Here is a 24,457-nt window from a genome sequence, read left to right on the forward strand (position 1 = left end):
GACGCCTGACATACGGACCACCCATAGGGCTGCCTAGGCTGGTCACGTGTACCGGTTCCTCCTCTCACGCCGCTGGGTCGGGCTGCACCTGCTCGTGCTCGCGCTGATCCCCGCCTTCTTCTTCCTGGGGAAGTGGCAGTGGGGGCGGTTCGAGGAGAATTCGGCCAGAAGCACCAGGATCACCGCCAACCTCGCCGCGGCGCCCGTGCCGATCGACCGGCTCGACCGCCCCGGCGGGGCCGTACCGGAGAAGGACGGGCACCGTCTCGTCACCGCGACCGGGCGGTACGACCCCGCGCACGAACTCGTGGTGCGCCGCCGCACCCTCAACGCCCGGGTCGGGTTCTACGTGGTCACCCCGCTCGTCACCCCCGGCGGCGCCGTGCTGGTGAACCGGGGCTGGGTCCCGGCCGGCGCGACCGCGGACGCGCCGCCGCGGGTGCCCGCGCCGCCCGCCGGAGAGGTGACGGTCACCGGGCGGCTGCGCCCGGCCGAGACGCGGGAGAACAGCGGGATCAGGGTCCGGGCCGGGCTGCCCGCCGGCCAGATCCTGCTGATCGACACGTCCGCGGTCGCCGGGGGCCTGCCGTACCCGGTCTACGGCGGCTTCGTCGAGCTGACCGATCAACGGCCGCCGGCCGGCGCCTCCCCCGAGCTCCTGCCGCCGCCGGACGTGGGCGCCGGCGGCGGGCTCAACCTCGCGTACGCCGTGCAGTGGTGGTTGTTCATCGGGATCGCGGTGGGCGGCTGGGTCCTGCTCATCCGCCGGGAGGCCCGCGATCTGCGGGAGGCCGGGGACACCGGGAAGGACACTGCGGAGGACACTGCGGAGGCCGCCGTTCCCGAGGACGCGCCAGACGCGTTGATCACACCCAGTGACCGGGACACCGCAAGGTGAGCGAACGGATACCAACCGGAGACCTCGCAGCTTGTACCGTGTTATCCCTTGGCTTTACCGTTTACTCTCGTGACGACGCCGCTGCATCCCGACCCAGAGCCGAGGCGGCGGGACTACGTGATCATTTCGGTCGACGATCATCTGATCGAGCCGGCCGACCTCTTCGAGGGCCGTCTCCCGGAGAAGTACAAGGACCTCGCGCCCAGGGTCGTCGAGACCGAGGCGGGTCACCAGGTGTGGCGGTACGGCGGCGCCACCTATCCCTGCGCCGGGGTCGACGTGGGGGCGGGCCTGCCCAAGGAGCAGTGGACCCTCGACCCCGTGCGCTTCGACGACATGCGGCCGGGCTGCCACGACATCGAGGCCCGCATCGGTGACATGGACCGCGCCGGGATCTGGGCGGCCCTCTGCTTCCCCGGGATGCTGGCGAGCCAGGCGGGCGTGGCGTTCGGCCGCACCCGCGACCAGGACCTCGGGCTCGCGCTGGTGCGGGCGTGGAACGACTGGCACGTCGACGTGTGGGCGGGCAGCTACCCCGAGCGCATGATCGCGCTCCAGCTGCCCTGGCTGCCCGACCCGGAGGTCGCGGCCAAGGAGATCCGGGAGAACGCCGCCCGCGGCTTCAAGGCCGTCGTGTTCCCCGAGTTCCCCACCCGGCTGCGGCTGCCGTCCATCCACAGCAGGCACTGGGACCCGTTCTTCGCCGCCTGCGAGGAGACCGGGACGGTCCTCTGCCTGCACACCGGGGCGTCCTCCTGGGCGCCGGTGCCCTCGCCCGACACCCCGGTGGAGGCGATCACCACGCTGATCCCGGCCAGCGCGATGTTCGCCTGCGCCGACTGGCTCTGGTCGGGGGTCGCGCTGCGCTTCCCGAAGCTGCGCGTCCTCATCGTGGAGGGCGGCGTGGGCTGGCTGCCGATGCTGGCCGAGCGGGCCGACTACGCGCTCGACCACCCCGTCGCGGGCGAGCCGGCCTGGGAGGGCGGCCTGAAGCCCAGCGAGGTGTTGCGGCGCAACTTCTTCTTCGGCACCCTCGACGACAGCGCGCTCAGCTCCGTACGGCTGGCCGTCGGCATGGAGCACGTCCTGCTGGAGGCCGGATATCCGCGCGCCGAGTCGACCTGGCCGGACACCCAGCGCGCGGTGGCCCGCAACCTCGGCAGCCTGCCCCCGGCCGACATCGCCCGGGTCTCGTACGGCAACGCCGCCCGGCTGTTCGGCCATCCACTGCCGTCACGCGCCTGGCTGCGCATGGAACAGCTCTGACGCGGCGCTGACGCGGCTCTAGCGCCGCGTCCGGCCCGTACGAGTGGGGGCGGTCTGCACGGGCCCGGTGTCGACGGGCCGGGCGCCGTTCTCCCACTCGACGAACTGGCCGCTCTCGCCGAGCAGCGCGGTCGCCAGCCACAGCAGGACGCCGAAGTCGTCGACGATCCCGATGCCCAGAAGGAAGTCGGGCACCACGTCGATGGGGGACACGATGTACGCCACGGCCATGCCGAGCATGGCCAGCTTGCCCTTCGTCAGGCCGTGGTACTCGCCCTTGACGGCGGCGCGGATCATCCGGGGCACGGCCTTGAGGCGCGGTCCGACGCCCGGCGCTCCCGGCCGGGACACCTCGCGGTAGGCGCGCCAGGTGGCCGCCGCACGTCCTGCCTTCACCATGAGGACACCTCCCGGGGGACACCGGTGCGGATTCCAGTGCGGATCCACTGCGGATTCCAGTGCGGATCCACTGCGGATCCCACTGCCCGCCCTGTCCTCCCGCTAACGTACGGCCGTGCCCGTCCGGTTCCTGTCACGCCCGCAGCTCGTGCACCACCTCGATGACCTCCCTGGCCACGCCCTTGATGCCGGGCAGGTGCGACAGGGCGACCAGCCGGTCGACGAGCGGGACGACCCGGTCGATGAGGCGGTGGGTGCGCGCGCAGCCGGGCGAGACGTCGTGCACCCAGAACAGCACGACGCCCATCCACAGCATCCACAGCAGCTCGGGCAGCTCCTCGCGCAGTTCGTCGTCCATGCGCCCGGCCGACCCGTCGACGACCTCCCGGTAGAGCGCGATGGCCGACTCCCGCGCGGGCGCCGACTCGGCACTGAACGGGCTGAGCGGGTTGCTCGGCTCCGCGGCGTGCTTGAAGAACTTCACCGCGAACTCGTGGTACGGCTCGGAGATCCGCACCCACTCGCGCAGCACGCCGCCGAGGCGTCCGGCGAAGGACCGTTCGGCGGCGAACACCTCGCGGCAGGCCGCTTCGTGCGTCGCCTGCGCCCGGTCGTAGTACGCCTGGACCAGCTGTTCCTTGGACGTGAAGTAGTAGTAGGCGTTGCCCACCGACACGCCCGCCTCAGCGGCGATCGCACGCATCGTGGTCGCCTCGTACCCCCGCTCCCGGAACAGCCGCAGGGCCGTTTCGACGATGAGCTCCCGTGTTGTCTCGGCCACGATCGTCACTGTACGGCGTCACTGTACGGCGCGGCCGGGCGCGGAGCGGGGGTCAGGCGGACTCAGGCGGACTCAGGCGAACTCGGTGGCGACCAGCGCGGCGATCTCGGCGGTGTTCAGCGCGGCGCCCTTGCGGAGGTTGTCGCCGCACACGAACAGGTCGAGCGTGTTGGGGAAGTCGAGCGCCTGCCGGATCCGGCCGACGTAGGTCGGGTCGGTGCCCACGACGTCCGCCGGCGTGGGGAACACACCGTTGGCCGGGTCGTCGAGCACCACGACGGTCGGCGCCGCGTCCAGGATCTCCCGGGCGCCCTCGACGGTCACCTCCCGCTCGAACGTCGCGTGGACGGCCAGCGAGTGGGTGGTCACCACGGGGACGCGCACGCAGGTCGCGGAGACCCGCAGGTCCGGGATGCCGAGGATCTTGCGGGACTCGTTGCGGACCTTCAGCTCCTCCGACGTCCAGCCGCCGCCCCGGAGCGAGCCCGCCAGCGGCACCACGTTGAGCGCCAGCGGAGCGGGGAACGGCGAGTCGGCCAGGTCCGGCACGGCCTTGCGCACGTCGCCGGCCACCGTGCCCATCGTCCGGTCGCCCGCGACGGCCTCGATCTCGGCGTACAACCGCTCGGGGCCGGCCACTCCGGCGCCGGAGACGGCCTGGTAGGAGGAGACGACCAGCTCACGCAGGCGGTACTCGCGGTGCAGCGCGCCCATCGCGGCCATCATCGACAGCGTCGTGCAGTTGGGGTTGGAGATGATCCCCTTGGGCCGGTTGCGGGCCTGCTCGGGGTTGCACTCGGGCACCACGAGCGGCACATCCGGGTCCATCCGGAAGGCGCCGGAGTTGTCCACGGCCACCGCGCCGCGCTCGGCGGCGATCGGCGCCCACTCGGCGGACACCTCGTCCGGCACGTCGAACATCGCGATGTCGACGCCGTCGAAGGCCTCCGGCGACAACGCCTGGACCACGACGTCCTCGCCGCGCACGCTCAGCACCTTGCCCGCCGACCGCGGGGAGGCGATGAGCCGGATCTCGCCGTACGCGTCGGACAGGTCGCGGCGGTTGGTCAGGATGTCGAGCATGACCGTGCCGACGGCGCCGGTCGCGCCGACGACGGCCAGAACGGGCTTCCTGCGGGGGGCTCCGCCCCCCGCGTTCCCCCCGGACCCCACAGAAGAGCCCACAGAAGAATCCCCTGCCTGCTCGCTTCGCTCGCTCATCGTCCGGTACCTCCGTACACAACGGCCTCGACCTGGTCGGAGTCGAGGTCGAACGCGCGGTGGGCGGCGGCGACCGCGGTGTCCACCTCGTTCTGCCCCACGACGACGGAGATGCGGATCTCCGAGGTCGAGATCATCTCGATGTTCACTCCGGCGTCGGCCAGCGCGCCGAAGAACGTGGCGGTGACGCCCGGGTGCGAGCGCATGCCCGCGCCGACGAGCGACACCTTGCCGATCTGGTCGTCGTACAGCAGCGACTCGAACGCGACCTGGGTCTGGATCTTCTTCAGCGCGGTGAGGGCCGTCTGGCTGTCGTTCACCGGCAGCGTGAAGGAGATGTCCGTCCGTCCGGTCGCGGCGGCCGACACGTTCTGCACGATCATGTCGATGTTGATCTCCGCGTCCGCCAGCGTGCGGAAGATGGCGGCGGCCTCGCCGACCTTGTCGGGCACCCCGACCACAGTGATCTTGGCCTCGCTCCGGTCGTGCGCCACCCCGGAGATGATGGGCTGCTCCACTTCGGTTCCTTCGCTGTAGGGGTCGGAGACGACCCAGGTGCCTTCCTTCGTGCTGAACGAGCTTCTGACGTGGATGGGCAGGCCGAACCTGCGGGCGTACTCCACGCAGCGCAGGTGCAGGATCTTCGCCCCGCACGCGGCCATCTCCATCGTCTCCTCGTAGGAGATCCGCGGGATCTGCCGTGCCGTGCGGACGATGCGGGGATCGGCGGTGTAGATGCCGTCCACGTCGGTGTAGATCTCGCAGACGTCCGCGCCGAGCGCCGCCGCGAGAGCGACGGCCGTGGTGTCGGAGCCGCCCCGGCCGAGCGTCGTGATGTCCTTGCTGTCCTGGGAGACCCCCTGGAACCCGGCCACGATCGCGATCTGGCCGGAGTCGACCGCCTCCCTGATGCGGCTCGGCGTGACATCGATGATGCGCGCCTTGCCGTGCGTCGAGTCGGTGATCACGCCGGCCTGCGAGCCGGTGAAGCTGCGCGCCTCGTGGCCGAGGTTGGCGATCGCCATCGCGAGCAGCGCCATCGAGATCCGCTCACCCGAGGTGAGCAGCATGTCGAGTTCGCGGCCGGGCGGCAGCGGCGACACCTGCCGGGCCAGGTCGAGCAGCTCGTCGGTGGTGTCGCCCATCGCGGAGACCACCACCGCGACGTCGTTGCCCGCTTTTTTCGTCGCCACGATCCGCTGGGCGACCCGCTTGATGCAGGACGCGTCGGCTACGGAGGAACCACCGTACTTCTGCACAACAAGCGCCACTGGAGTCTCCAACGAATCAGGACGTGGAGCTCACAGTGTACTTGTGCGTCCCAAACGCCCACCGTACGCGACCAGCATGTGGACGGTCAGACCGTAGTCCCCTCTTCGACCACATCCAGGCGGGCGTGCGCGACGAGCGACTGCAGGGCCCGCAGCGCCGCACCGGCGTGGTTGCCCCACGTGTTGAAGTAGGAGAACTGCCACCACCACAGCGCCTCGAGGGGACGGCCCGCGCTGTAGTGCCGCAGCCCGTGGATGAGGTCGGCCGCCACCGCCGCGAGGTCGTCCGACAGCCGGTACGGCGTGACGGCGTCGTCCTTGTAGGGGTCGAAGACCTCGGCGTAGTCGTCGACCGGCCCGAGCCGGGCGGCCAGCGCCGTACGGAGGGGGTCGATGTCGGGGTCCTCGCTCAGCACGGGCTCGACGTTCCCCTGCAGGATCACGTCCTGCGCGGCCCCGAGCTGGGTGCCCGCGAGGCTGACCTGGGCCACCTCCACCAGGAGCAGCGGCAGCGTCGCGTCACCGCCCTCGCCGCCGGCCAGGCGGGTCAGGCCGTCGATGTAGTTCCGCGCGTGTCCGGCGACGCGCGCGGCCAGGTCGTTCCACTCGTCAGACATCCAGCAGCCTCCGTCCTTCGAAAGCGCGGCCCAAGGTGACCTCGTCGGCGTACTCGAGATCACCGCCCACAGGCAGGCCGCTGGCCAGTCGGGTCACCTTCAGCCCCAAAGGTTTGACGAGCCGGGCCAGATAGGTGGCGGTCGCCTCGCCTTCGAGGTTCGGGTCGGTAGCGAGGATCAGTTCGGTGACCTGGCCGTCGGCCAGCCGGACCATCAACTCGCGGATCTTCAGGTCGTCCGGCCCGACACCGTCGATCGGGCTGATCGCTCCTCCGAGCACGTGGTAGCGTCCGCGGAACTCGCGGGTCCTCTCGATCGCCACCACGTCCTTCGGTTCCTCGACCACGCAGATCACCTGCGGGTCACGCCGCTGGTCGCGGCAGATGCGGCATTCCTCTTCCGCGGCGACATTTCCGCAAACCCGGCAGAAGCGCACCTTCTCCTTGACCTCCAGCAGCGCGTGCGCCAGCCGCTTGACGTCGGCCGGGTCGGCGGCGAGGAGGTGGAACGCGATCCGCTGCGCGCTCTTGGGACCGACGCCGGGCAGCAGCCCGAGCTCGTCGATCAGATTCTGGACGACCCCTTCGTACATGCTCTAGAACCCCGGCAGCTGACCGCCGCCGAAACCGCCCCCCAGACCCTGCGCGAGCGGGCCCAGCTTCTCCTGCTGCAGCTCGGCCGCGGCGCGTACGGCGTCCCGCACGGCGGCGAGCACCAGGTCCGCGATCGTCTGCGCGCTCTCCTCCGGGTCGCTCGTGTCGATGGCGACCGGGCTGATCTCGAGTTCCAGCAGCTCGCCACTGCCGTTCACGGTGGCGCGGACGAGCCCGCCGCCGGCGGTCCCGTCGACCTCGGCGTCGCTGAGCTCCTGCTGCGCGGTGACGAGCTGCTGCTGCATCAGCTGAGCCTGCTCCAGCAACTGCTGGAGATTGACATCTCCTGGATTCACGATGGTGCGCTCCTCAGCGTCCAGCGACGTGTTCGTCGCGACGAGCCTACGGCGTCCGTCCCCGTTTCCGCACCGGAGCCCGCACGCGTGTTCCGCCCGGGGCGGTCGGCGGACGGACACCGGTTACCCCACCAGTCTCCGTCCATGCGGCGTCCGTCTCCCGAGCGGGTGAGGCGTTCGGAACGGCCGATCAGAGTGATCGTTCAGGAGTGGTCGATCTCCTCGATGATCCGGCCGCCGAGCTCGTGCTGGATGAGGGCCATGCCGGTCAGCTCGCTCACGTCCGCGCCCGCGTCGCCGCGGCCGGGAACCGTCTCGGGCCAGGCCTGGCGTGGCCTCGACGGCCCGGCGGGCCGCCCGGCCGGTCTCGCGGTGGCGAACGCGGACGACGCCCCCGACGGCGGACCGGGCGCCGGGCTGTCGAAGTCGTCCGAGGGCGCGTCCGGCCAGCTCTCGTCGGTCGTCCCGCCGGCCCCCGCCCCGCCGTTCCCGGCCGGAGAGGCCGTGGGCCGGGCACCGGCCGGGGCAGGGGCGCCGGTCGGGGCAGGGGCGCCGGTCGGGGCAGCAGGGGGGGCGGCTGTGGGAGGAGTGGCCACCGGCGCGGCGGATGGCGTGGGTGCCACGGGCGCCGTGGGTGTCGCGGCCATCGACGATCCCGTGGGGGCGACCGGCGCGGGCGGCGCGGGGGCGGGCGGGCCGGACGGGCCGCGCGCGGCGGAGCCGGACGGGCCCGGGCCCGAGCCGCCGACGACCACCTCGACGCGCCAGACGCCGCCGAGCACCTCGCCGAGGGCGGCGGCCACCGTCTCCTCGCGCTTGCCCTTGAGGAAGCCCTGCACGTCGCCCGGCTTCTCGAAGCCGATGGTCACCACGTTGCCCTCGACGCCGAGCAGCCTGCCCTGGGCGTTGAGGATGATCCAGGCGACCTTCTGCCGGTTTCTGATCGCCTCCAGCACCCGCGGCCAGGCCTGGTACACCGGCCCGCCGCCCTGGACGACGCCCTGGACGACGCCTGCCGCGGGCGCCTGTGCCTGCGCGGGCGGCGGAGCGGCCCCGGAGCCGGGCCGTACGGGCGTGGGCCAGTCGTCGGCGTCGCCGGTCCTCGTGGGGGCGGCCGCCTGGGGCCGTGGGCTCTGCGCCGCAGGCGGGGTCACCGATGGGGTCACAGGTGAGGTCACCGGTGGTGCTGCAGGAGGCGCGGCCGGTGGCGCGGCGGCGGCGACGGGCGTTCCGGCCACGACGCCGCGCTCCAGCCGTTCGAGCCGGGCCAGCAGCGCGGCCTCGCCCTCGTCGGCCCCGGGAAGCAGCACGCGGGCGCACACGAGTTCCAGCAGCAGGCGGGGAGAGGTCGCGCCGCGCATCTCGGTCAGCCCGGCGTTGAAGACCTCCGCCGCCCGGGTCAGCTCCGCGGGGCCCATGGACGCCGCCTGCGCCTGGAGGCGCTCCAGCTCGTCGGCCGGCCGGTCGAGCAGTCCGCTGCCCGCGGCCTCGGGGACGTTGGAGAGGATCACCAGGTCGCGGAAGCGTTCGAGCAGGTCGGTGGCGAAGCGGCGGGGGTCGTGGCCGCCCTCGATCACCCGGTGCACCGCGTGGAACACGGCCGCGCCGTCCCGCTTGGCGAACGCGTCGACCACCTCGTCCAGCAGGTCGCCGTCGGTGTAGCCGAGCAGGGACACCGCCCGCGGATAGGTGATGCCGGCCTCGTCGGCGCCCGCGAGAAGCTGGTCGAGGATCGACAGCGTGTCACGGGCCGACCCGGCGCCCGCCCGGACGACCAGCGGTAACGCGGCCGGCTCGTACGGCACCGACTCGGATTCGAGGATCTCCTCCATCAGCCGCCGCAACGTGGCGGGCGGCATCAGCCGGAACGGGTAGTGGTGGGTGCGGGACTTGATGGTCCCGATGACCTTCTCCGGCTCGGTGGTGGCGAAGACGAACTTGAGGTGCGGCGGCGGCTCCTCGACCAGCTTCAGCAGCGCGTTGAAGCCCTCACGGGTGACCATGTGGGCCTCGTCGATGATGTAGATCTTGTATCTCGCCGAGACGGGGGCGAAGAACGCCCGCTCGCGCAGGTCGCGCGCGTCGTCGACGCCGCCGTGGGACGCCGCGTCGATCTCGATGACGTCGAGGTGGCCGGGCCCGGTGGGCGCCAGCGCCACGCAGGAGTCGCACTTCCCGCAGGGGTCCGGCGTCGGGCCCTGCTCACAGTTGAGGGACCGCGCGAGGATGCGCGCACTGGAGGTCTTGCCGCAGCCACGCGGGCCGCTGAAGAGATAGGCGTGGTTGATCCGGCCGCTGCGCAACGCCTGGCGCAGCGGGTCGGTGACGTGTTCCTGCCCCTTGACCTCGGCGAACGTCCCCGGTCTGTACTTGCGGTACAGCGCAAGACTCATGCCGCCTCCTCGGGGGGTCGACCCGGCCGGCGTACCCGCTAACTGAGAGACCCCTCGCACACCCGCCAGAGCCCGCTTATCCTTGCTGCCTTCCGGCCCTGGGGAGGTTCACAGGATGACGCCGCGCGAGGGGTCCGCTGGACAGTCTAGCCACTCGGCGGGGGTGCGTGAGCACCAGAATCGCTCGTTGCCATCCCCGTCGAAACCGCACCGGAAGTGAGCTAAGCTGTCCGACGGAGGATTCGCCTAGTTGGCCTAGGGCGCACGCTTGGAAAGCGTGTTGGGGGCAACCCCTCAGGAGTTCGAATCTCCTATCCTCCGCGCATGGTTGAGCAGCAAGAACGCGAAAGGCCCGGCCCATCCAACCGGGCCTTTCGCGCGTCCGGGGTCTCCGTTCTGCTCTCAGTCGACCGGACCTAGATCCAGCTGCGCAGCAGCATGCGGCTCAGCCAGGTGCCGTACGGGACGGGGACGGCGGTGAGGACCGGGGACAGCCACCAGAAGTCGGCCAGGGCCAGCAGGACGAACGCGCCCACCAGCGCCGCGCCCGCGGAGCGCCGCACGGCCGAGGCGCCCGGCGGCCCGAGGACGAGCCCGCAGGCGAGCACGATCGCGAGGATCAGGAACGGCAGCGCGGGCAGCAGGTAGAACAGGAACGTCGTGCGGTGGTCGGCCAGCGCGAAGTAGCACCACGGCAGCCAGCCCGCCGCGTAGCCGAGCACGACGGCCCCCGCGCGCCAGTCACGGGTGGTCAGGTGCCACACGACCATCGCGATCAGCGCGAGCAGTCCGGCGTACCAGACGACCGGGGTGCCGGTCCCGAGGATCGCCTGGCTGCAGGAGCGCGCCCCGCAGGCGCCGGCGGACGAGCGGTAGTAGAAGAGGACCGGGCGTAACAGCAGCGGCCAGCTCCAGGGGTCCGACTGGTAGTCGTGGTGGGCGCTCAGGCCCTGGTGGAAGCCCAGCACCTGGCTCTGGTAGTCGATCAGGGACCGCAGTGAGTCGACGGCGAAGTAGGCCCAGCCGTTCTGGCTCGCGCGGTCCCAGTTGCGGCCGTAGCCGCCGGCCGAGGCCAGCCACCCGGCGAACGACGCGACGTACGCGACGGCGGGGACGGCGCAGAGCCACGCGAGGACGAGCGGGAGGTCGAGGCGGGCCGCCTGCCGGCCGGGGCGGCGCAGCCCGGCGGCGCGCCTGGCGCCGCGGTCCCAGGCGAACGCCATGACCGCGAACGCCACGACGAAGAGCACGCCGGTCCACTTCGTGGCCGTCGCCGCCCCGAGGCACAGCCCGGCGGCCGGCCGCCAGAGCCGGGGCCCGAGCCGGGGCCCGAGCCGCGGGCCGGGTCCTTCCGGGGCGGAGGTGCGGGACCACTCCGCCAGGCGGGCGCGGGCGGCGTCGCGGTCGGCGACCAGGCAGGCGAAGCCCGCGAGCACCCAGAACGTCAGGAAGACGTCGAGCAGCGCGGACCGGGAGAGCACGAGGTGCAGGCCGTCAAGCGCCAGCAGCAGGCCCGCGAGACAGCCCAGCAGCGTCGAGCGGGTCATCCGGCGGGCGACCCGCGCCAGGACCAGCACGCTCAGCGTTCCGGCGAGCGCGGCGGCGAAGCGCCAGCCGAAGGGCGTCAGGCCGAACACCCACTCCCCCGCGCCGATCAGCCACTTGCCCAGCGGCGGATGGGCGACGTAGGCGGCGCAGTCCTCCGGCCGGGCGCAGGCGCGGAAGACGTCCGCGCCGCCGCGCAGGATCGTCTCTTCCGCGCCGTCGGCGAACTGCCGCTCGACCCCGTACGTGATCAGCGAGTAGGCGTCCTTGGCGTAGTACAGCTCGTCGAAGACGAAGGCGTGCGGCACGTCGAGACGATCGAACCGGAGGAACCCCCCGAACGCGGCCACGGCCAGGGGGCCGAACCAGCCGAGCCGGCCGAGCCGCCCGCGCCCGCCCGGCATCGGCGGCACCAGCCGGTGTGCGGCGCTCCTGGGCACGCGCGCATCCTAACCCGCGCGGCGTGAGGCATGATCACTCTTGTGCGGGGCAGTAGGCCCGGCGAGCAACGCAGTGTCGGCTTGAGTGACGGCAGTGAGTGACGGCAGTGACGGCAAACGCCATCGGGAGCGTCGCAGATGGATTTCGATGATCGAGCGCAACTCGACACCTCGCAGGTCGAGGACGTCGGCGGAGGTGGCGGGTTCCGGGGTGGCGGCCTGGCCGTCGGCGGCGGCGCCGCGGGCATCATCGCCCTCATCGTGGCCCTGATCTTCGGTATCAACCCCGGGAACATCACGGGCGGCGGGGACGAGCCCACCGGGGCGCAGCCGACAACCGACCTGAGCGCCCAGTGCAAGACCGGCGCCGACGCCGACCAGTCGGAGAAGTGCCGGGTCGTGGGAGTGGTCAACAGCATCCAGAAGTACTGGGGCGACCAGGTCCAGGGCTACACCAAGGCGAAGACCACGCTGTTCTCTGGCGGGGTGCAGACCGGTTGCGGTGCGGCCGACTCGTCCGTCGGCCCCTTCTACTGCCCCAACGACAAGCACGTCTACCTGGACCTGTCGTTCTTCGACGAGCTGCGGTCGCGGTTCGGGGCCAAGGGCGGCCCGTTCGCGCAGGCGTACGTGATCGCCCACGAGTACGGCCACCACGTGCAGGACCTGCTCGGCACGATGAACAAGGTCGGTCAGGAGCAGGGCGCGGAGAGCGGTTCCGTACGGCTCGAACTGCAGGCGGACTGCTACGCGGGCGTGTGGGCGAAGAACGCGGTGAGCACGGGCTTCTACGCCGAGGAGTTCACCGACGCCGACATCAAGGAGGCGCTCGACGCCGCCGCGGCGGTCGGCGACGACCACATCCAGGAGCAGGCGCAGGGCAGGGTCAACCCGGACGCGTTCACGCACGGCACGTCGGCCCAGCGGACCAAGTGGTTCAAGAACGGCTACGGGTCGGGCGACCCGGGACGCTGCGACACCTTCTCCGGGAGCATCTGAGACCGATGTGCGGGCCGATGTAGGGGCCGCCGCAGGGCCTGCGGCGGCTCCGGACGCCGGCCGTTCGCCACGTCTCCTAAACTACATAGCGTGATCTTCAAGTTGGTCGGCGACGGACGGCCCTACCCCGAACACGGACTGTCCTCCCGGGAGTGGGCGCGGATCCCGCCCCGGCAGGTCCGGCTCGACACGCTGGTCACCACCAAGGCGGTGCTGGACCTGCACTCGTTGCTCAGCAAGGACTCGACCTTCTACGGCGACCTGTTCCCGCACGTGGTGCAGTGGCAGGGCGAGCTGTACCTGGAGGATGGCCTGCACCGCGCGCTGCGGGCCGCGCTGCACCAGCGCTCCGTGCTGCACGCCCGCGTGCTGGAGCTGCAGGACTGACACCGGCCCGGCACACGAGAAGAGCCGCCGACCTGTTCACGCGGGTCGGCGGCTCTTTCGGTGTCCTGAGACAGTGGCGGTGGAGGTGGGATTTGAACCCACGGTAGGTTGCCCTACACACGCTTTCGAGGCGTGCGCCCTCGGCCACTAGGCGACTCCACCGCGCAGCAGCTTACCGGACGAACACCACTGCCCGCGCACCCGTTTCGCCCCGCAGCCCCGCGATCAGGCGCGGCGATCGGAGAAGAAGCCGCTCAGCACGGCCGCGCACTCGCCGGCCAGCACGCCCATGACGACCTCGGGCCGGTGGTTGAGCCTGCGGTCCCGAAGGACGTCCCACAGGGAGCCGGCCGCGCCCGCCTTCTCGTCCACCGCGCCGTACACCACCCGGTCGACCCGGGCGAGCACGGCGGCGCCGGCGCACATCGTGCAGGGCTCCAGCGTGACGACCAGGGTGCAGCCGGTCAGTCGCCAGTCGCCCCGGACGGCCGCGGCGGCCCGGAGGGCGAGCACCTCGGCATGGGCGGTGGGGTCACTGCTCGACTCACGGTCGTTGCCCGCCGCCGCGAGCACGCGACCCGGTTCCCGATCACCCGCCGCCGAACCACCCGCCGCCGTGGGACCGAGCAGGACGGCGCCGACCGGCACCTCGCCGCGCTCACCCGCCCGTACGGCCTCCCCCAGCGCCAGCCGCATCGCGGCGTCGTACGGCCCCGGCGGCGAGCCGGTCACCGCAGGCGTTCGAGCTCGTCGGCGAACCCGAGCCGTTCGGCGATGAGCGACAGGATGTCGGCGGGCAGCACGCCCTCCTCGATGCTGAGCTCCAGCAGTTCCTCCGCGCTCAGCGAGAAGTCGGCGAGCAGTTCGAGGTCGCCCACCGGGCGGATGCCGAGATCGGGGGTGTCCTTGTCCACCACCACACCGGCGAGCTCGGCGAAGATCTCACCGAGCGGGTCGTGCTGCGCCGCGTGCGCGTCGGAGATGAACACGCGCGGATCGAGATCGTCCTCATAACGGATGATCGCGAACCACTCGTCCTCGACCTCCACGCAGAGCAGGGCCAGCTCGTCTCCGTTGAGCCCGAGCGCCTCCTGCAGGGCGTCGCCCAGATCGTCGGCGATCTCGGCCTCGCCGAGGCCGACCTCGGCTCCGGCCCAGCGGCCTTCGACGCGGGCGAAACCGGCGGAGAAGAGATTGGATCTGGAGGGCATTGCCGTCTCCCCAGGTCAGCCGACGGCGGCGTCGACGGCGCGTTCGAAGGGCTGGGAGAAGCCCAGGCGCGCGGCGATGCTCGACAGCACCTCGTCGGGCAGCAGGTCGAGGTCGCCGGACAGGGCGCCCAACTCCATCTCGTCGAGCCCGAGGTCGGCGAAGATGGACAGGTCACCGGCCGGAAGGACGCTGTCGAGCTCCTCCTCCTCGGGCACCGGCACCTCGAGGTACTCGAGGGCCTGCTGCGCCAGCGGCCACTCCCAGGCGGCCGTGACATCCGAGAGGAAGACGTCGACCTGCTCGCCGAAGACCCGCAACGCCACGAAGAAGTCATCCCCTACGGCGACCATGCCAATCGTGGTCCCCATGCTCGGCGTCTGCCGCAGCGCGTGAATGAGCCCGTCCAGGTCAGAGGTGAGCGCCACCGGGAGCATCTCGGCCTCCCAGCGGTCCTCTTCCCGATACACAACGATGGCGAAGTCAAGAGTGTCCACGTCTGTCATCGTCTTCCCCACCGCATGGTCCTCACGCACGGAATCGTCGCAGAATCGGGGTCCCCCCGTACGGTGCTCACGCCAAATCGTGATCAAAGAGTCAGGCGGCGTCGAGGCACGACGTGGGAGACGGTAACTTCTGTTCCCATGGAGACCCTCGTCGTCGACCACCCGCTCGTCGCCCACAAGCTCACGGCGCTGCGCGACGCGCGGACCGACTCGCCGACGTTCCGCCGCCTGGCCGACGAACTGGTCACGCTCCTCGCCTACGAGGCGACCCGCGACGTGCGGGTGACCGACGTCACGGTCGACACGCCGCTCGCCCCCGCCCAGGGCGTACGGCTCGCCCGCCCCGTGCCGCTCGTCGTGCCCATCCTGCGAGCCGGGCTGGGGATGCTCGACGGGATGACGCGGCTGCTGCCGACCGCCGAGGTCGGCTTCCTCGGGATGATCCGGGACGAGTCCACGCTCCAGGCCCAGACGTACGCCACCCGGCTGCCCGAGGACCTCTCCGGGCGCCAGTGCTACGTGCTGGACCCGATGCTGGCGACCGGCGGCACACTCGCGGCGGCGATCGAGTTCCTGTTCGGCCGCGGCGCGCGGGACGTCACCGCGATCTGCCTGCTCGCCGCTCCCGAGGGCGTCGCATACCTGGACGAGGCGTTCCGGGGCGGCGAACGGCCCATCAGGGTGGTGACCGCCTCCCTCGACGAGCGGCTCAACGAGAACGGCTACATCGTGCCCGGCCTCGGCGACGCCGGCGACCGCCTGTACGGCGTGGTCTGACGGCACGGGTCTGACGGCGGGGTCTGATTTCCCTCTCCTTCCGCACGCCCCGCAGCCTTTCTCTCCCCCGGTTACGCACTGCTCCCGATAGGGTACGCAGTGTGATGACGACGTCACCTCGCGCTCACGCGAGCGGGGCGCCACAGGGAGAGCGATTGAGCCAGCATCCGGGCGGCGAGCACTACGAGCAGCTCGAGGCCCTGCTCAGGGACGAGTTCGCGGGAGTGCATCCCCCCGCGACGGTGGCCCGGTGCGTGCAGGCCGCCCACCACGGCGCCGTCGAGGTCATCGGCCACGCGCCCGCCGGGCTCGTGGAGCGGATCGCCCGCAAACACCTGCGGGTGCTCGCGACCGCCGCCGAGGGGCGGGGCTGACACCGTCACGATCACTGATCCCGTTCGCGGTTCGCCGCTTTACCAAACGGGGTGACTGGGTAATGTATTGGTCATGGGAGTGGTGACGGCGGTGCAGGGGAAGAAGATCCTCAAGTGGACGGTCATTGTCGTGGTGGCTTTCTACTTGATCACGAGGCCGACTGACGCGGCCCACACGGTCCACGGAGCCCTCAACGGAATGATCAACGCGGCCGACTCGATGGCGCAGTTCTTCGCCTCCCTGACATGAGACTCGTGACCCACGGGGACTCCGCCCCGTCGTCGGTCAACCGCTACCTCCTCCCCCACGAACAGCAGGTCATCATGGTGCGGCGGCACCCTGCCGTGCTCCTGCGTCCGGTCGCCGAGATCTTCGGGGGGCTCATCCTCGCCGGAGTTCTCAGCAAGTTCCTGAGCGACGGCGGCGCCGCCCAGGCCCTCGCCATCGTCTGGTGGGCCTGGCTGCTGCTGCTCGTCCGCTTCGTATGGAAGGTGGCGGAGTGGTCGGTCGACTACTTCGTCGTCACCTCCCAGCGCATGCTTCTGACCACCGGCCTCATCACGCGCAAGGTCGCGATGATGCCCCTGGGCAAGGTCACCGACATGAGCTTCCAGCGCTCGCTCCTCGGCCGCATGCTCGGCTACGGCGAGTTCGTCCTGGAGTCGGCCGGCCAGGATCAGGCCTTCCGCACGGTCCCCCACATTCCGTATCCGGAGACCCTGTATCTAGAGGTCTGTCAGATGATCTTCCCTGGCAAGGACGGGGACGACGACTGACGGCCTCCGGCCGTCCGTTATCTCGACACCGTGATCGAACCTTCACCGTCGTGATTCTTGACGGAGGGTTACACGAATCGGTCGCTTCGTGCCATTATGGCGACACTATTGACCCTTCCCCCGCCCTGAGAGATCAGATGCCGAGTCAGGGAACCATCGGTGACCGCGTCCGCGGACTGCGGTTGAGCAGGCGAATGTCGCAGGCCCAGTTGGCCGGACCCGACCTATCCGACAGTTATGTCTCACTCATCGAGTCCGGAAAGCGGACGCCAACGCCGGTCGTCGCCCGGCTGCTCGCCGAGCGTCTCGGTTGCACCACCGAGTTCCTGCTTCACGGGATAGAGCCTCGGCAGCGCATCGACACCGAGCTCGGCCTCCGGCACGCCGAACTGGAGCTGTACCACGGCGACCCCGCCGTGGCCGCCGACCGCTTCGGCGAGATCGCCAAGGCCGCGGGCGAGGACAACGCGATGCTGGCCGCGCACGCGCGGCTCGGCATGGCGCGGGCGCTGGAGGCCCAGGGCCGCATCGGCCGGGCCGTCGAGGCGTACGAGCGGCTGCGCCGCGAGGCCGCCGCGCACCCCGAGCGCCTCGCCGACCTGCCGCTGACCGTCGCGCTGTGCCGCTGCTACCAGCGGGCCGGCGACCGGCTGCGCGCCCGCGACCTCGGCGCCCACGCGCTCGGTCAGGTCGACCGGCTCGGTGTGATCGAGGGCGACCTCGCCGTCGAGCTCGCGCTGGCGCTCGTGGAGGCCGAGACCGGCCTGCCGTACGTCGAGCGGGTGCTGGACAGCTCGGGACTGCCGCAGGCCGCCGACCGCAGCGGAGAGATCCTCGCGCTGTGGCAGGCGAGCGTGACGGCGGGAGAGGGCGAGGACTCGGCGCTGGCCGTGCAGCTCGCCGAGGACGCCATCGCGGCCGGTCGTCCGGCCCGGATCGCCGTCCGGTGCGCCCGCATCGCGATGCACTGGGCTCGCATCACAGCGGCGGATCCCGAAGGTGCGGATTTGGATCGAGCCAACGAGCTGGCGGCGTCCGCCGTGGGCGTTTTCTCCCGATTCCCGGCCGAACGGCAGGAGCACGCGAGAGGCCTCGTGGTGCTGAGTTCGGTACGGCTGCGGACCGGAGACACGGAATCCGCACTCGAACTCGCCGACAAGGCACTGGTTCTGCTGGGCGACACCCGGGGGACCACGGCAGCCACCGCCAACATGGTGCTCGCCGAGATCGCTTTGGCACGGTCCGAAGAGCCGGGGGCCGCGCTCACCCGGGCCCACGACCTGCTGGGCGGCGAGACGCCGGACCGGGACACCGCCCGGGCCTGGCGGATGCTCGGCGACCTGTGGGGCCAGGCCGGTGCTCTCAGCCGGCAGACGGAGGCATATCGTAGAGCCCTGGAAGCCGTGGGGATCCGCGTGAACATACCGGGCTCCACCACCGCGGCGGCGCTCGCTCGATAGCCTCCCTGGAGCTCCGGATTTGTTCTGGAAGCTCTGGAATAATTAGGGTCGACCAGTCATTCCATCATCGGATGATTGGCTACCCAGAGGAGGCTGACTGTGAGCCTGCGGACGGCGCAGCGGGCGTCTCTCGTGGACCAGGTGATCGACCAGCTCAAGGAGCAGATCACCTCCGGCTCCTGGCAGATGCATGCCAAGATTCCCACCGAGACCGTGCTCGCCGAGCACCTCGGAGTCGGCCGGAACACCGTCCGCGAAGCGGTGCGGGCGCTCACCCACGCCGGGCTGCTGGAATGCCGCCAGGGCGACGGCACGTACGTGCGGGCCACCAGTGAGCTGTCGGGCGCCATGGCCCGGCGGCTGCGGGCGGCCGAGCAGCTGGAGATCCTCGAGGTGCGTCGTGCCCTGGAGGTCGAGGCGGCCCGGCTCGCGGCGACGCGGCGCACCGACCAGGACATCGCGTCCATCGAGGCCGCACTGGCCGCACGGGAGAAGGCGTGGGCGGACGGCGACGCGGAGGCGTTCGTCGAGTCCGACCTCGCCTTCCACGTGGCGGTCGTCGAGGCCACCCACAACACCGTGCTGATCGACCTGTACGTCGACTTCTCGGCGGCCCTCCGGGCGAGCATCGCCGCGGCCGGCGGCTCGCTGGAGCAGAACTACATTCCCCACGACGCCATCGTCCGCGCGATCGTCGCCGGTGACGCCACCGCGGCGGAGCGGGCGGGTCACGCGTGCATGGAGCACATCCTCATCGCCCTCACCGAGTCGGCGACGCTCACCTCCTGAGCAGCCCCCGGCTCCCAGGGATCGGGATCGGGAGCTCAGCCAAGGCGCAGGGACATCACCAGGTAGCGGTAGCCGGGGTCGTCGCCCTCGTCCGTGACCAGGGCGGGCCGGGTCGGCGAGTCCAGGTGGACACGCGCCCGCCCGGTCCCGACACCCGCGAGACCGTCGAGCAGGAACTGGGGCTGGAAGGCGATCTGGATGTCCGGGCCTTCCAGCTCGGCCTCGACGGCCTCCGCGCCCCTGCCGATGTCGCCGCCGCCGGCCTGGATCAGCACCTGCCCCGGGGAGAACGACAGCCGGACCGCGGTGTTGCGCTCGGCGACCAGCGTCACCCGCCTGACGGCCTCCACGAACGGCCCCACCGGGACGTCGGCGTGGATCGGCCAGTGCTCGGTCAGCCGGGCACGGTAGTCGATGAACTGCTCGTCGAGCAGCCGGACGGTGGTGGTGCGGCCCTGGCTCTCGAAGCCGGCCACGTTGTCGCCGAGCCCGACCGCCACCTCGCCCCCGCGCAGCGATCGCGCCACCTCGACCAGCACCCGCGCCGGCACGACCACTCCGTGCCGCTCCTCCTGCCGCTCCGGGTGCCACAGGAACTCGCTCGCCGCGATGCGGTAGCGGTCGGTGGCGGCCAGGGAGACGCGCACGTCCTCGATGTCCATCCGGATGCCCGTGAGCATGGGCAGCGTGTCGTCGCGGCTCGCGGCGGGCGCGACCTGGTTGACGGCGGTGGCGAAGACGCCCCCGCCCACGGCGCCGATCCTCGGCGGCATCGGCGGCATCGCGGGGAAGTCCTCGTCCGGCATGGTCAGCAGGCCGAACTCGGCACTGCCGCAGGTGAGCACGGCCTCGGATCCGCTGGTGACGATCTCGACGGGCCGTGCGGGCAGGCTGCGGGTGATCTCCGCCAGGACCTTCCCCGGGATCAGCACCCGCCCCGGCTCCGCCACCTCGGCCTCGACGTCGGCCCGCGCCGACACGTCGTAGTCGAAGGCGGACACCCGCAGGTCGTCTCCCGCCTCCAGCAGCAGCCCCGCGAGGACGGGCACGGCGGGCCTGGCGGGCAGCACCCGGGCCGCCCACGCCACCGCTTCGGCGAGAACGTCGCGGTTCACCTGGAATTTCATCCCGACCTCCTGCCCGTGCCACCTGCCTGTGCCACGACTCGACTCCCAAGGTAGCGCCCGGCACCGACATTCGAGGGACCAGCCACAGGGCCGGTCACAGGGCCGGTCACAGGGCCGGTCACAGGGCCGGTCACAGGGCCGGTCACAGGGCCGGTCACAGGGCCGGTCACACAGCTCAGCTGGGCCTGCTCCCCAGGAAGGCCAGCACCGCGAGCACCCGGCGGTTGTCGTCGTCGGAGGGCGCGAGGCCGAGCTTGGCGAAGATGTTCGCGGTGTGCTTGCCCACCGCGCTGTCGCTGAGGAACAACCGCTGCCCGATGGCGGCGTTCGACCTGCCCTCCGCCATCAGTTCCAGCACCTCCCGCTCCCGGGGGGTGAGCCGGCCGAGCGGCTCGTTGCGCGAGTTGCTCGCCAGGAGCCTCGCGATGACCTCCGGGTCCATCGCGGTGCCGCCCGCCGCGACCCGGCGTACGGCGTCGACGAACTGCTCGCCGTTGAACACCCGGTCCTTGAGCAGGTATCCGACCCCGCCCGAGCCGTCGGCCAGCAGTTCCCTGGCGTACAGCTGCTCGACGTGCTGGGAGAGCACGAGCACCGGCAGGCCGGGCACCCGCCGCCGCGCGGCGAGCGCGGCCTGCAGGCCCTCGTCGGTGAACGTCGGCGGGAGCCGTACGTCGACGACGGCCACGTCCGGGCGCTCGCCGACGAGCGCGGCGAGCAACTCCGGGCCCGACTCGACCGCGGCGACGACCTCGAAGCCGTGCGCGCGCAGCAGGTGGACCAGGCCCTCCCGCAGCAGGTGCAGATCCTCCGCCAGGACTACCCGCACCCGCCGCCCTCCTTCTCCCGCATGGCCCGCGCCGTCGTGGTCAGCGCGACGGTCAGCAGGCCGCCGCCGAGCAGCATCATGCCGACGATGACCGGCCACTGGAAGGGCTCGGGCATGTACAACCCCAGGAACCAGGACTTCACCGGCGAACCGACCAGCTTGAACCCCATCGCGACCAACCCCTGGGGGAACAGCGCGATCGGCCACAGCGCCCAGCAGAGGCCGCCGAGAAGGCGCCACGGAGACCGGGGCGCCGCCCGCAGCGGGAAGGCCAGGGGCAGCTCGACGACCGCCGTGGTCGGGCCGCCCGCCGGGCTGTTCAGCGCGAACACTCCGTCGAACGCCCCGAGCCTGCGTTCGATCCCGCGCAGGCCGGTGCCGCGCCCGGGGTCCGCGCCGCCGCGGCCGTCGTCGGTCACCGTCACCCGCAGCGCGGGACCCCGCGCGCTCACGTCCACCCACGCCTCGGTCGCGTCGCCGTGCCGGGCGGCGTTCGCCAGCAGTTCGCTGACCGCGAAGTACGCCGCGGACTCCAGCGGCGCGGACGCGCGCTCCGGCACGTCGACGGTCACATGCGCGCGCAGCGGGCTGTCCAGGGCGAGGGCGCGTACGGCGTCGCCGAGGCCGCGTTCGGCGAGCACGGGGGGATGGATGCCGCGCACCAGCCGCCGGATGTCCTGCAGCGCGGCCGCCGAGGCGTCGCGCGCCTTGTCCAGCAGCGCCCGGGCGGCCCGCAGGTCGGTCTCCAGCAGCTGCTCGGCCGCGCCGATCGTCATCCCGATCGCGACGAGACGGGCCTGGGCGCCGTCGTGCAGGTCGCGTTCGATCCGCCGCAGCTCGGCGGCCTGCGAGTCGACGGCCTCGGTGCGCGCCGCGTCCAGATGGGTGACCCGCCGGGCCAGCCGCGCCTTCTCGGTGGGCCCGAGGAGCACGGCGGCGACGCCGCCGTGGACGCGCAGGGCCCACGGCGCGTACCAGCGGGCGACGCCCGCCGCGAGCAGGATCCACACCACGCCCAGCGGATCGCCCCCCGCCACCCGGACGACGCCGTACGCCGTCGCGAGCAGCGGAGCGGCGGCCACGAGCCCGCAGGTCACCGGCGCGGCGAGCAGGTAGGCGAGGTCGCGCCAGGTCGCCGGGTCCTTCATCATCCAGTTCCACCGCTTGTTGAAAGCCGGGATCGTGGGCTTCTTGTACAGGGTGCGGCCGTCGCGGTACCAGCCGTCCGCCTGCGGCACCGGCGGGAGCGGCGCCGGCAGGTACGGGGCGTCGACCGGCATGCCCGACCAGCGGCCGGACAGATCGCGCGCCAGCCCGGTCACGGCCCGCACGAGCCGTACGGCCGGGGACACGACGAAGACCATGCCGACCATGAAGGTGAGCAGCGCCGCCGTCAGCATCACCAGGGCGGTGGCCAGGCCCAGCAGGGCGAGACCGGCGAGGGCGACACCTCTGCGGAGTGCGACGAGAGTCGGGCGAGCTGCGTTCATGCGTCCAGTCTGCGAGTTCCGGGCGATTCCGCACAGTGGCCCCGGACACCCGGCAGGGGTGGGGGAAAGTGCACCCCCGCCGGGTCCGTAACCGCATTCCGGGCGGCTCGCCCGGTTCCTAGCGTCGTCGGCATGGCAATCATCACCGTGGACCACCTCCGCAAGACGTACGGGGCACGCGTGGCGGTCGAGGACGTGTCGTTCTCCGTGGAGGAGGGCGAGGTCTTCGGCATCGTCGGCCGCAACGGGGCCGGCAAGACGACGACGGTCGAGTGCGTCGCCGGGCTGCGCACCCCCACGGCGGGCACCATCGATCTGGACGTCGGCCTGGGCCCTGCCTCAGGCGCGGATCTGAAGGAACAGGTCGGCGTGCAGCTCCAGGAGTGCTCGCTGCCCGACAAGATCCGGGTCGGGGAGGCGCTGTCGCTCTACGCCTCGTTCTACCGCCGGCCCGCCGACTGGCGGGCGCTGGCCGCCGAGGCCGGGCTGGACCTCCGCGCGTCGTTCGCCACGCTCTCCGGCGGGCAGCGTCAGCGGCTGTCGGTCGCGCTCGCACTGGTGGGCAGCCCGCGTGTGGCGATCCTCGACGAGCTCACCACCGGCCTCGATCCGCAGGCGCGGCGGGAGACCTGGGAACTGGTCGCCCGGATCAGGCAACGGGGAGTGACGGTCCTGCTCGTCACCCACTTCATGGAGGAGGTGGAGCGGCTGTGCGACCGGGTCGCGGTCATCTCCCGCGGCCGGGTGCGGGCGGTCGACACGCCCGCCGGGCTCGTCGCCCGCGCCGGCGGCGAGCAGCGCCTGGTCTTCCGTACGGACAGGCCGCTGACGGACGAGCAGGTCACGGCGCTGCGGGCGCTGCCCGAGGTGACGTCGGCCACGGTGAAGGGCGCTGTTGAAGGCGCTGTGAAGGGCGCTGTGATGGGCGCTGTGGGGAGCGCTGCTGGGGGAAGCGCCTTGGGGAGCACAGCGGGGAGCACGGCGGACGGCGGGGAGGTCGTCGTCGCCGGCGACGGCGACCTGCTGAGCGCGGTCATGGCCGTGCTGCCCGCGTCCCTGATGCGTGGCCTGCGCATGGAGCGCACCACCCTCGACGACGCGTTCCTCGCCCTCACCGAGCCGTCGCACGGACCCTCATATGGGCCCTCGCCCGAACCGGCCCGTTCCGTCTCCCAGGAGGAATCATGACCACCGCCCGTACGCCGGTTCTCGTCCGGATCGCGGCCGTGGAGGCCCGGCTCTTCCTCCGCGAGCCCGCCGCCGTGTTCTTCGCGGTCGTGCTGCCGGTGGCGCTGCTGCTGACCCTCGGCGCCACGATCCCCGGCTTCCGCGACGCGGACCCGTCCCTGGGCGGGCAGCGCTTCGTGGACGCGCCCTTCACCGCGATGATGGTGCTGCTGTCGGTCGTGACGCTCGCGCTCAGCGCGCTGCCGGCGGTCCTGGTGGCCTACCGCGAGCGCGGCGTGCTGCGGCGGCTGTCCACGACGCCGGTACGGCCGGGCGCCCTGCTGGCCGCACAACTGCTGATCAACGTGGGCGTGGCCGTCGTGGCGACGGCGCTGACACTGGGGCTCGGGCACGTGTTCCTCGGGGTGCCGCCGCCCCGCTCGCCCTGGGCGTTCGCGGGGGTCTTCGTCCTCGGCTCGACCGCGATGCTCGCCATCGGGCTCCTCCTCGCCGCCGTGGCGCCGAACTCCAAGGTCGTCCAGGGGGCGGGCGCCGCGCTCATGTTCCCGCTGCTGTTCCTGGCCGGGATGTGGCTGCCCCGGCCGCTCATGCCGGAGGTTCTGCGCCGGATCAGCGACTTCACCCCCACCGGGGCCTTCGGGCAGGCGCTCACGGACGCGCTGGGCGGCGGGGGTCCCCAGCCCGTCCACCTCGCCGTACTGGCGGGCTGGGCGCTGGCCGCCGGGCTCGCGGCGGCGCGGCTGTTCCGCTGGCAGTGAGACCGGT

General features: G+C 71.9%; 27 protein-coding genes, 2 tRNA genes and 1 other RNA gene. 13 read left to right on the forward strand and 17 right to left on the reverse strand.

Features of this window, described 5'->3' with window-relative positions; all coding sequences use genetic code 11:
• Positions 1-46 precede the first annotated feature (46 nt).
• Both OG344_RS08180 and OG344_RS08185 read left to right on the forward strand, forming a co-directional pair.
• Positions 47-898, forward strand: coding sequence for an SURF1 family protein (locus tag OG344_RS08180; RefSeq protein WP_405087698.1), 852 nt, complete (start codon positions 47-49; stop codon positions 896-898).
• 69 nt (positions 899-967) lie between these two features.
• A complete protein-coding gene (locus OG344_RS08185) occupies positions 968-2,164 on the forward strand; it encodes an amidohydrolase family protein (protein WP_405087699.1) in 1,197 nt (398 codons plus the stop codon).
• Positions 2,165-2,182: 18 nt separating this feature from the next.
• On the opposite strand, the gene OG344_RS08190 is transcribed toward OG344_RS08185, so the two are convergent.
• The 9 genes from OG344_RS08190 to ffs all read right to left on the reverse strand — a co-directional run bounded on the left by OG344_RS08190 (position 2,183) and on the right by ffs (position 9,933).
• Positions 2,183-2,563, reverse strand: a complete 381-nt coding sequence (locus OG344_RS08190) for a YkvA family protein (protein ID WP_405087700.1) — start codon at positions 2,561-2,563, stop codon at positions 2,183-2,185.
• A 133-nt stretch (positions 2,564-2,696) separates the two neighbouring features.
• Positions 2,697-3,344, reverse strand: coding sequence for a TetR family transcriptional regulator (locus OG344_RS08195; protein WP_327048644.1), 648 nt, complete (start codon positions 3,342-3,344; stop codon positions 2,697-2,699).
• A 72-nt stretch (positions 3,345-3,416) separates the two neighbouring features.
• Positions 3,417-4,529: an aspartate-semialdehyde dehydrogenase gene (locus OG344_RS08200; protein WP_405087701.1), complete on the reverse strand. Its 1,113-nt coding sequence runs from the start codon at positions 4,527-4,529 to the stop codon at positions 3,417-3,419.
• A 32-nt stretch (positions 4,530-4,561) separates the two neighbouring features.
• On the reverse strand, positions 4,562-5,836 hold the full coding sequence (locus OG344_RS08205; RefSeq protein ID WP_405087702.1) for an aspartate kinase: 1,275 nt from the start codon (positions 5,834-5,836) through the stop codon (positions 4,562-4,564).
• 86 nt (positions 5,837-5,922) lie between these two features.
• The gene (locus tag OG344_RS08210; protein ID WP_327048647.1) at positions 5,923-6,453 is read right to left on the reverse strand and encodes a DUF5063 domain-containing protein; all 531 of its coding nucleotides are present in this window, start codon (positions 6,451-6,453) and stop codon (positions 5,923-5,925) included.
• Entirely contained in the window at positions 6,446-7,045 is a 600-nt protein-coding gene (gene recR, locus OG344_RS08215) for a recombination mediator RecR (protein ID WP_150933479.1), read from the reverse strand. The genes OG344_RS08210 and recR overlap by 8 nt, the downstream gene beginning before the upstream one ends.
• 3 nt (positions 7,046-7,048) lie before the next feature.
• A complete protein-coding gene (locus tag OG344_RS08220; RefSeq protein WP_150933480.1) occupies positions 7,049-7,402 on the reverse strand; it encodes a YbaB/EbfC family nucleoid-associated protein in 354 nt (117 codons plus the stop codon).
• A gap of 203 nt (positions 7,403-7,605) precedes the next feature.
• A complete protein-coding gene (locus OG344_RS08225) occupies positions 7,606-9,795 on the reverse strand; it encodes a DNA polymerase III subunit gamma and tau (RefSeq protein ID WP_405087703.1) in 2,190 nt (729 codons plus the stop codon).
• A gap of 42 nt (positions 9,796-9,837) precedes the next feature.
• Positions 9,838-9,933, reverse strand: an RNA gene (gene ffs, locus OG344_RS08230) — signal recognition particle sRNA small type.
• 97 nt (positions 9,934-10,030) lie between these two features.
• On the opposite strand from ffs, the gene OG344_RS08235 reads away from it, so the two are divergent.
• A tRNA-Ser gene (locus OG344_RS08235) sits at positions 10,031-10,116 on the forward strand.
• A 95-nt stretch (positions 10,117-10,211) separates the two neighbouring features.
• Here the strand turns inward: OG344_RS08235 and OG344_RS08240 are convergent.
• Positions 10,212-11,780, reverse strand: a complete 1,569-nt coding sequence (locus tag OG344_RS08240) for a dolichyl-phosphate-mannose--protein mannosyltransferase (protein ID WP_405087704.1) — start codon at positions 11,778-11,780, stop codon at positions 10,212-10,214.
• A gap of 138 nt (positions 11,781-11,918) precedes the next feature.
• On the opposite strand from OG344_RS08240, the gene OG344_RS08245 reads away from it, so the two are divergent.
• Entirely contained in the window at positions 11,919-12,779 is an 861-nt protein-coding gene (locus tag OG344_RS08245; protein WP_405087705.1) for a neutral zinc metallopeptidase, read from the forward strand.
• A gap of 90 nt (positions 12,780-12,869) precedes the next feature.
• Entirely contained in the window at positions 12,870-13,166 is a 297-nt protein-coding gene (locus OG344_RS08250; RefSeq protein WP_150933483.1) for a type II toxin-antitoxin system VapB family antitoxin, read from the forward strand.
• Positions 13,167-13,240: 74 nt separating this feature from the next.
• Here the strand turns inward: OG344_RS08250 and OG344_RS08255 are convergent.
• From OG344_RS08255 to OG344_RS08270, 4 genes are all read right to left on the reverse strand, one after another.
• Positions 13,241-13,328: transfer RNA gene (locus OG344_RS08255), tRNA-Ser, on the reverse strand.
• Positions 13,329-13,391: 63 nt separating this feature from the next.
• Positions 13,392-13,862: a nucleoside deaminase gene (locus OG344_RS08260; RefSeq protein WP_405089057.1), complete on the reverse strand. Its 471-nt coding sequence runs from the start codon at positions 13,860-13,862 to the stop codon at positions 13,392-13,394.
• Positions 13,863-13,894: 32 nt separating this feature from the next.
• Entirely contained in the window at positions 13,895-14,377 is a 483-nt protein-coding gene (locus OG344_RS08265) for a tRNA adenosine deaminase-associated protein (RefSeq protein ID WP_327048652.1), read from the reverse strand.
• A 15-nt stretch (positions 14,378-14,392) separates the two neighbouring features.
• A complete protein-coding gene (locus OG344_RS08270) occupies positions 14,393-14,881 on the reverse strand; it encodes a tRNA adenosine deaminase-associated protein (protein ID WP_327048653.1) in 489 nt (162 codons plus the stop codon).
• A 138-nt stretch (positions 14,882-15,019) separates the two neighbouring features.
• On the opposite strand from OG344_RS08270, the gene upp reads away from it, so the two are divergent.
• The 6 genes from upp to OG344_RS08300 all read left to right on the forward strand — a co-directional run bounded on the left by upp (position 15,020) and on the right by OG344_RS08300 (position 19,058).
• A complete protein-coding gene (gene upp, locus OG344_RS08275) occupies positions 15,020-15,658 on the forward strand; it encodes a uracil phosphoribosyltransferase (protein ID WP_405087706.1) in 639 nt (212 codons plus the stop codon).
• A gap of 155 nt (positions 15,659-15,813) precedes the next feature.
• Positions 15,814-16,032, forward strand: coding sequence for a hypothetical protein (locus tag OG344_RS08280; RefSeq protein ID WP_150933485.1), 219 nt, complete (start codon positions 15,814-15,816; stop codon positions 16,030-16,032).
• 73 nt (positions 16,033-16,105) lie between these two features.
• A complete protein-coding gene (locus OG344_RS08285) occupies positions 16,106-16,282 on the forward strand; it encodes a hypothetical protein (protein ID WP_405087707.1) in 177 nt (58 codons plus the stop codon).
• Positions 16,279-16,809, forward strand: coding sequence for a PH domain-containing protein (locus tag OG344_RS08290; RefSeq protein WP_117408391.1), 531 nt, complete (start codon positions 16,279-16,281; stop codon positions 16,807-16,809). The genes OG344_RS08285 and OG344_RS08290 overlap by 4 nt, the downstream gene beginning before the upstream one ends.
• A gap of 137 nt (positions 16,810-16,946) precedes the next feature.
• Positions 16,947-18,269, forward strand: coding sequence for a helix-turn-helix domain-containing protein (locus tag OG344_RS08295; protein ID WP_405087708.1), 1,323 nt, complete (start codon positions 16,947-16,949; stop codon positions 18,267-18,269).
• Between the two features lie 99 nt (positions 18,270-18,368).
• Entirely contained in the window at positions 18,369-19,058 is a 690-nt protein-coding gene (locus OG344_RS08300) for a FadR/GntR family transcriptional regulator (protein ID WP_117408393.1), read from the forward strand.
• Between the two features lie 35 nt (positions 19,059-19,093).
• Here OG344_RS08300 and dnaN read toward each other — a convergent pair whose 3' ends face one another.
• From dnaN to OG344_RS08315, 3 genes are all read right to left on the reverse strand, one after another.
• On the reverse strand, positions 19,094-20,185 hold the full coding sequence (gene dnaN / locus OG344_RS08305; protein WP_327048657.1) for a DNA polymerase III subunit beta: 1,092 nt from the start codon (positions 20,183-20,185) through the stop codon (positions 19,094-19,096).
• A gap of 175 nt (positions 20,186-20,360) precedes the next feature.
• Positions 20,361-21,014 (reverse strand): response regulator transcription factor, encoded by a 654-nt coding sequence (locus OG344_RS08310; RefSeq protein WP_117408395.1) that lies wholly within the window; start codon positions 21,012-21,014, stop codon positions 20,361-20,363.
• On the reverse strand, positions 21,005-22,504 hold the full coding sequence (locus tag OG344_RS08315) for a sensor histidine kinase (protein WP_405087709.1): 1,500 nt from the start codon (positions 22,502-22,504) through the stop codon (positions 21,005-21,007). Before OG344_RS08315 ends, OG344_RS08310 begins: the two co-directional genes overlap by 10 nt.
• A 132-nt stretch (positions 22,505-22,636) precedes the next feature.
• Between OG344_RS08315 and OG344_RS08320 the strand changes: the two genes are divergently transcribed.
• Positions 22,637-23,692, forward strand: a complete 1,056-nt coding sequence (locus tag OG344_RS08320) for an ABC transporter ATP-binding protein (protein ID WP_405087710.1) — start codon at positions 22,637-22,639, stop codon at positions 23,690-23,692.
• Positions 23,689-24,450, forward strand: coding sequence for an ABC transporter permease (locus OG344_RS08325; protein WP_405087711.1), 762 nt, complete (start codon positions 23,689-23,691; stop codon positions 24,448-24,450). Before OG344_RS08320 ends, OG344_RS08325 begins: the two co-directional genes overlap by 4 nt.
• The last annotated feature ends 7 nt before the right edge of the window (positions 24,451-24,457 follow it).

The sequence above is a fragment of the Microbispora sp. NBC_01389 genome, from assembly GCF_045040095.1.
Taxonomy (GTDB): domain Bacteria; phylum Actinomycetota; class Actinomycetes; order Streptosporangiales; family Streptosporangiaceae; genus Microbispora.